Annotated in this window: 7 protein-coding genes; 4 read left to right on the top strand and 3 right to left on the bottom strand. The window is 68.2% G+C overall.

What is annotated here, in order from left to right; all coding sequences use genetic code 11:
• On the top strand, positions 1-825 hold an 825-nt coding region (locus tag VHK87_RS16330), incomplete at its 5' end, for a branched-chain amino acid aminotransferase (RefSeq protein ID WP_329635949.1).
• A 41-nt stretch (positions 826-866) separates the two neighbouring features.
• On the opposite strand, the gene VHK87_RS16325 is transcribed toward VHK87_RS16330, so the two are convergent.
• On the bottom strand, positions 867-1283 hold the full coding sequence (locus VHK87_RS16325) for a hypothetical protein (RefSeq protein WP_329635948.1): 417 nt from the start codon (positions 1281-1283) through the stop codon (positions 867-869).
• Between the two features lie 107 nt (positions 1284-1390).
• On the opposite strand from VHK87_RS16325, the gene VHK87_RS16320 reads away from it, so the two are divergent.
• Positions 1391-1729 carry a VOC family protein gene (locus VHK87_RS16320; protein ID WP_329635947.1) on the top strand — a complete coding sequence of 113 codons (339 nt, stop codon included), beginning with the start codon at positions 1391-1393 and terminating at the stop codon, positions 1727-1729.
• Between the two features lie 7 nt (positions 1730-1736).
• Here the strand turns inward: VHK87_RS16320 and folB are convergent, their stop codons facing one another.
• Entirely contained in the window at positions 1737-2144 is a 408-nt protein-coding gene (gene folB, locus VHK87_RS16315; RefSeq protein ID WP_414694159.1) for a dihydroneopterin aldolase, read from the bottom strand.
• Positions 2145-2158: 14 nt separating this feature from the next.
• Positions 2159-2902 (bottom strand): SDR family oxidoreductase, encoded by a 744-nt coding sequence (locus VHK87_RS16310; RefSeq protein ID WP_329635946.1) that lies wholly within the window; start codon positions 2900-2902, stop codon positions 2159-2161.
• A gap of 232 nt (positions 2903-3134) precedes the next feature.
• Between VHK87_RS16310 and VHK87_RS16305 the strand changes: the two genes are divergently transcribed.
• Both VHK87_RS16305 and VHK87_RS16300 read left to right on the top strand, forming a co-directional pair.
• Positions 3135-4070, top strand: coding sequence for an SMP-30/gluconolactonase/LRE family protein (locus tag VHK87_RS16305; RefSeq protein WP_329635945.1), 936 nt, complete (start codon positions 3135-3137; stop codon positions 4068-4070).
• Positions 4071-4240: 170 nt separating this feature from the next.
• Positions 4241-4939 (top strand): aldehyde dehydrogenase family protein (locus VHK87_RS16300; protein ID WP_329635944.1); only part of this gene is annotated, 699 nt, incomplete at its 3' end.

Genomic DNA, 4939 nt, shown 5'->3' with positions numbered 1-4939 from the left:
TGGCGCGAGGCGAAGGTGCACGTACTGACCCACGGCCTGCACTACGCCTCGGCCGTGTTCGAGGGCGAGCGGATGTACGGTGGGGAGATATACAAGCTCCGCGAACACACCGAGCGGCTGTTCTTCTCCGCCCAACAGCTGGATTTCGAGATCCCGTACAGCGTCGAGGAGATCGACCGGGCCTGCATCGAGACCTGCGCCAAGAACGGCCTGACCGACGCCTACATCCGCCCGATCGCCTGGCGCGGATCGGAGATGATCGGGGTGTCGGCCCAGAACACCACCATCCACGTGGCCGTCGCGGTGTGGGATTGGCCGAGCTACTTCTCGCCGGAAGAGAAGGCCAAGGGCATCCGACTGACGTGGGCCAAGTACAAGCGGCCCTCGCCGGAGACGGAGCCGGTCCACGCCAAGGCCACCGGCCTCTACATGATCTGCACCATCTCCAAGCACGCGGCGGAGAAGGACGGCTACACCGACGCCATGATGCTCGACTACCGCGGCTACATCGCCGAGAGCACCGGCTCGAACGTCTTCTTCGTGAAGGACGGGGTGCTGCATACGCCCACCCCAGACTGCTTCCTGAACGGCATCACCCGCCAGTCGGTGATCGCGCTCGCTCGGCAGAAGGGCATCGAGATCGTCGAGCGGCACATCAAGCCGGAGGAGCTGTCCAGCTTCACCGAATGCTTCGTGGTCGGCACCGCGGCCGAGGTGACCCCGGTCTCGGAGATCGGCGAGTACCGCTTCAAACCGGGGACCATTTCGCTGTCGCTGATGGACGACTACGCCCGGCTGGTGCGCCGCCAGCTGGAGCCGGCCTGAGTTAGACCTCTCCCTCCGCGTGCGGAGGGAGAGGTCACCATCTAGATCAGCCACGTCTCCGGCTTCGGATAGGGCTGGTTCTGCACGGCGTAGATCAGGCCGACGACCGAGCGGACGGCGAACCAGATCGCCACGAGGCCCATGAACAGGCCAGCCAGGACCATGATCGGGATGCCGATCAAGATGATCGACAGCACGACGCCCACGCCCATGGCCGCGCCGCCGGCCAGCAGGGCCAGCACAGTGATCCAGAAGGTGCGGATCAGAAACTGGTAGTGGCTGCGCACGAACCAGCTGGTGTTGTCCTTGCCGGCGTGGGCGATGATCACCCCGATGATCGGCGTCAGGCCGCCGGTGAGGAAGCCGCCCAGATAGAGGGCGTAGGTGACGATCGGCAGGGTGCGCTCGTCAGCCGTGGCCGCCGGTTGCGGCGGCGGCAAATGGGTGTGGTCGGTCATGGCCCTCTCCTGGAAGCTCGTGCCCTGATGTGGTCCCTTTTCGCCCAGGCGCCACTTTAAATCGCGTTCATGTTACGCTGTGCGCGTTGCGTGACAGGAGCAGCGGCATGGATCTGGGCTGGTTCGAAGTGGGCCTTCCGGTGGCGGACGTGGAGAAATCCGCGGCGTTCTACGCCAAGCTTGGCTTCCAGGAGGTCGACCGTATGGAGCGGGTGGTCACGCTCCAGAAGGGCGACTGCCGGCTGGCCCTCTATCAGGGCTATCTGGATCCGGACCGGCCGCAGCTGATCTTCTGGCAGGGCGACGTGCCGGCGATCGCCGGCGCGCTCGAGGCCAAGGGGCTGACGTTCGAGCGCCCGCCGGCCCAGGGCGACGGCGGCGGGACCGGGCCATGCTCATGGACCCCGACGGCCACCCGATCTACTTCGTCAACATGCCGGGCGTGACGCGCAACTAGATCTTCGTGAGCGTCAGCTCCACGCCGGCGGCGTCGGCGTCGGGGGCGAGGGCCTGGGGCTTCTCCACGCGCACGCGGACGCGCGTGACGCGGGGATCCGCGACGCAGGCTCTGGCGAGACGCTCGGCGAAGGTCTCGACGAGGTCGACGTGGCCCTCGGCGGCGATGGCCTTGGCGGCTTTGACGACCTTCTCGTAGTTCACCACGTCGCTCAGGGCCTGGGCGCCGGCCACCGGGGCGTCCAGTTCCACGTCGATCACCAACGGCTGGGTGCGGCCGAACTCGTGGGCGTAGGCGCCGATCTCGATATCGAGCCGCAGTCCGCGGACGAAGACCTTGCTCATCTCCACCCGCACCTCGGGCTCAGGAGCCGCGGGCTCGTGCGGAAGCGGGATGACGGACAAGCGAAAGGCAGCTCCTAGGAACGCGGCGCCAGGTGCTGGCCCGCGTCGACGGCGATCATCTGGCCCGTCACTGACTTAGCGTCAATCAGATAGCGGAGCGCCGCGCCGATCTCGGCCGGATCGACGCTGCGGCGGAGCAGGGTGGAGGCGGCCTCAGCCTCGAACTCGCCGTCCTTCTGGTGGATCGAAGGCAGGGTGGGGCCGGGCCCGATGCCGTTGACGCGGATGCGCGGGGCGAGCGCCTGCGCCAGCATCCGGGTCGCCTCCCAAAGAGCCGACTTGCTCACCGAATAGCTGAAGAACTCGGGGCCCGGGCGCCAGACCCGCTGGTCGAGGATGTTGACGATCTGGCCCTCGCGATCCTCGGGCAGGCGGCGGGCGAAGGCCTGGGCCAGGATCAGCGGGGCCCGCAGGTTGGTGTCCATGTGCGCGTCGAAAGAGGCGCGGTTCATGGAGGCCAGGGTGTCGTCCTCGAACACCGAGGCGTTGTTGACCAGCAGGGTGACGGGACCGAGCTCGGTCTCGGCCTCGCCGACCAGGGCGACGGTTGTGGCTTCCTTGCGCAGGTCGCAGGCCAGCAGGGTCGCCTTCCGGCCCCGGGCGCGCACTTCGGCGGCGGCGCTCTCAGCGTCGTCGTCGATGGTGCGGACGTGGATGGCGACGTCGAAGCCGGCTTCGGCGCAGACCCTCGTCAGCGCCCGGCCGATGCGGCGCGCGCCGCCGGTGATCAGGGCGGCCCCTCGGCGGGGGTCAGCCAACCGCGGGCGCTCCGCTCACGGGCTCAGTCCAGCCGGCCGAACTCAAAGAAGTTCAGCGCGGCGATCACGACCAGGAAGAGAACGACGGCGCCGATCGCGATCATGGGCTCTGGACTCCGAATATGACGTCGCCGCGGCTTTACCGGCGCGTGGCGCGAACGGCAAGCGGCCTTGTGGAACGCGCGAGGCCCGGTCCAAGCTTCGGCCAACCAACAAGGTGAGGAGGAACGCCATGCCGCTCGCGCCGATCGCGCCCGAGTCCTTCCAGAAGATCGCCGTCGGCATCGACCGGCCCGAAGACGTGGTGGTGGGGGCGGAGGGCCGGGTGTTCGCCTCCGACCACCAGTGCGCGGTCGCCGAGATCCTGCCGGACGGATCGTTCCTCCGGATGGGGCCGAAGGGCGGCGCGCCGAACGGCATCAACATGGACGCCCAGGGGCGGATCCTGATCGCCAACTTCGGCATCTACGACCGTCAGGACGGGCCGCTCCAGCGGTTCGATCCCGCGACCGGCGCGCACGAGACCTTGCTCGCGAAGGTGGGCGGCAAGCGGCTGACCAGCGCCAACTATCCGGTGATAGACGGGGCCGGGAATATCTGGTGCGCCAACTCCACCCACGCGGAGACCTGGCCGCAGGCGCTGGACGGGCGCGCCGACGGCTTCATCTTCGTGCTGCGGGCGGACGGGACGAGCGAGATCGTCGCCGAGGGGCTCAAGTTCCCGAACGGGATGGCGCTCTCGGCCGACGAGACGTTCCTGTTCTGCGCCCAGACCAGCGGGGCGGACGTGCTGCGCTTCCCCATCCTGCCCGACGCGAAGCTAGGGCCCGGCGAGCGTTACGGCCCGGTGCTGGGCTCCCTGGAGCGCGGCGCTGCGCCCGAGACCACCGGCTGGACCGACGGGATCGGCTTCGATGCGGAGGGCGACCTCTGGGTCTGCCTCCCGGCGGCGAACAAGGTGGTGGCGATCACCCCCTCGGGCGACGTCGTGACCGTGATCCACGATCCGACCGGCGAGCACGTGAACCATCCCACGAACGTGACCTGGGGCGGCCCGGACCTGAAGGACCTCTACATCGGCTCCATCCGCGCCGACTGGATCGCCAAGGGGAGGAGCCCGGTGGCGGGACAGCCCATGGTGCATCAGAGGGCCGCGCAGAGGGCATGAAAGAAAGCGCCCCTTGCCTTCCGCGGCGCTCGCGGTCCATGAATTCGCCGACCGCCGGGCCCTGCGGGGCTTGGCCAGTTATCAGTGATCACTAAGATGCGTATCCGAAGCCGGGTGGGGCCATATGTCCACTGCGGCCAACCATAACGATACGGGTCCAGGAGGACGTCATGCGCGAGTACATGAAATTCTACATCGACGGCCAATGGGTGGATCCCGTCGAGAAGAAGACCCTCGACGTCATCAACCCGGCGACGGAAGCGGTGTGCGGCAAGATCGCGATCGGCTCGGCGGCGGACGTCGACAAGGCGGTCAAGGCCGCCCGCAAGGCCTTCCCGGCCTGGTCGCGCACCAGCCGCGAGGAGCGCCTCGAGGTGCTGCAGCGCATCCTGGCCGAGTACCAGAAGCGCTTCGGCGACCTGGCCAACGCGGTGACCGAGGAGATGGGCGCGCCCGCCTCGCTCGCCCAGCGCGCCCAGGTGCCGGCCGGCATGGGCCACCTGGCCACGGCCGCGAACATCCTGAAGAACTTCAAGTTCGAGGAAGACCGCGGCACGACGATGATCGTCAAGGAGCCGATCGGCGTCTGCGGCTTCATCACCCCCTGGAACTGGCCGCTGAACCAGATCGCCTGCAAGGTGGCCCCGGCCATCGCCACCGGCTGCACCATGGTGCTGAAGCCCTCCGAAGTGGCGCCGTTCAGCGGGCACATCTTCGCCGAGATCATGCATGCGGCGGGCGTTCCGGCCGGCGTGTTCAACCTGGTGCACGGCGACGGCCCGGGCGTGGGCGTGGCCCTGTCCAGCCACCCGGAGGTGGACATGATCTCCTTCACCGGCTCCACCCGCGCCGGCATCGAGGTGGCCAAG

The organism is Phenylobacterium sp., from assembly GCF_036263695.1.
Lineage (GTDB): Bacteria > Pseudomonadota > Alphaproteobacteria > Caulobacterales > Caulobacteraceae > Phenylobacterium.
Note: the sequence above shows the minus strand (reverse complement) of the source record. Positions and strands in the feature narration are given on the sequence as shown.

Bases quoted from the DNA above. Each gene is read 5' to 3' on its own strand.
- VHK87_RS16325 (WP_329635948.1), bottom strand. From the start codon at position 1,283: ATGACCGACCACACCCATTTGCCGCCGCCGCAACCGGCGGCCACGGCT.
- VHK87_RS16320 (WP_329635947.1), top strand. From the start codon at position 1,391: ATGGATCTGGGCTGGTTCGAAGTGGGCCTTCCGGTGGCGGACGTGGAG.
- VHK87_RS16305 (WP_329635945.1), top strand. From the start codon at position 3,135: ATGCCGCTCGCGCCGATCGCGCCCGAGTCCTTCCAGAAGATCGCCGTC.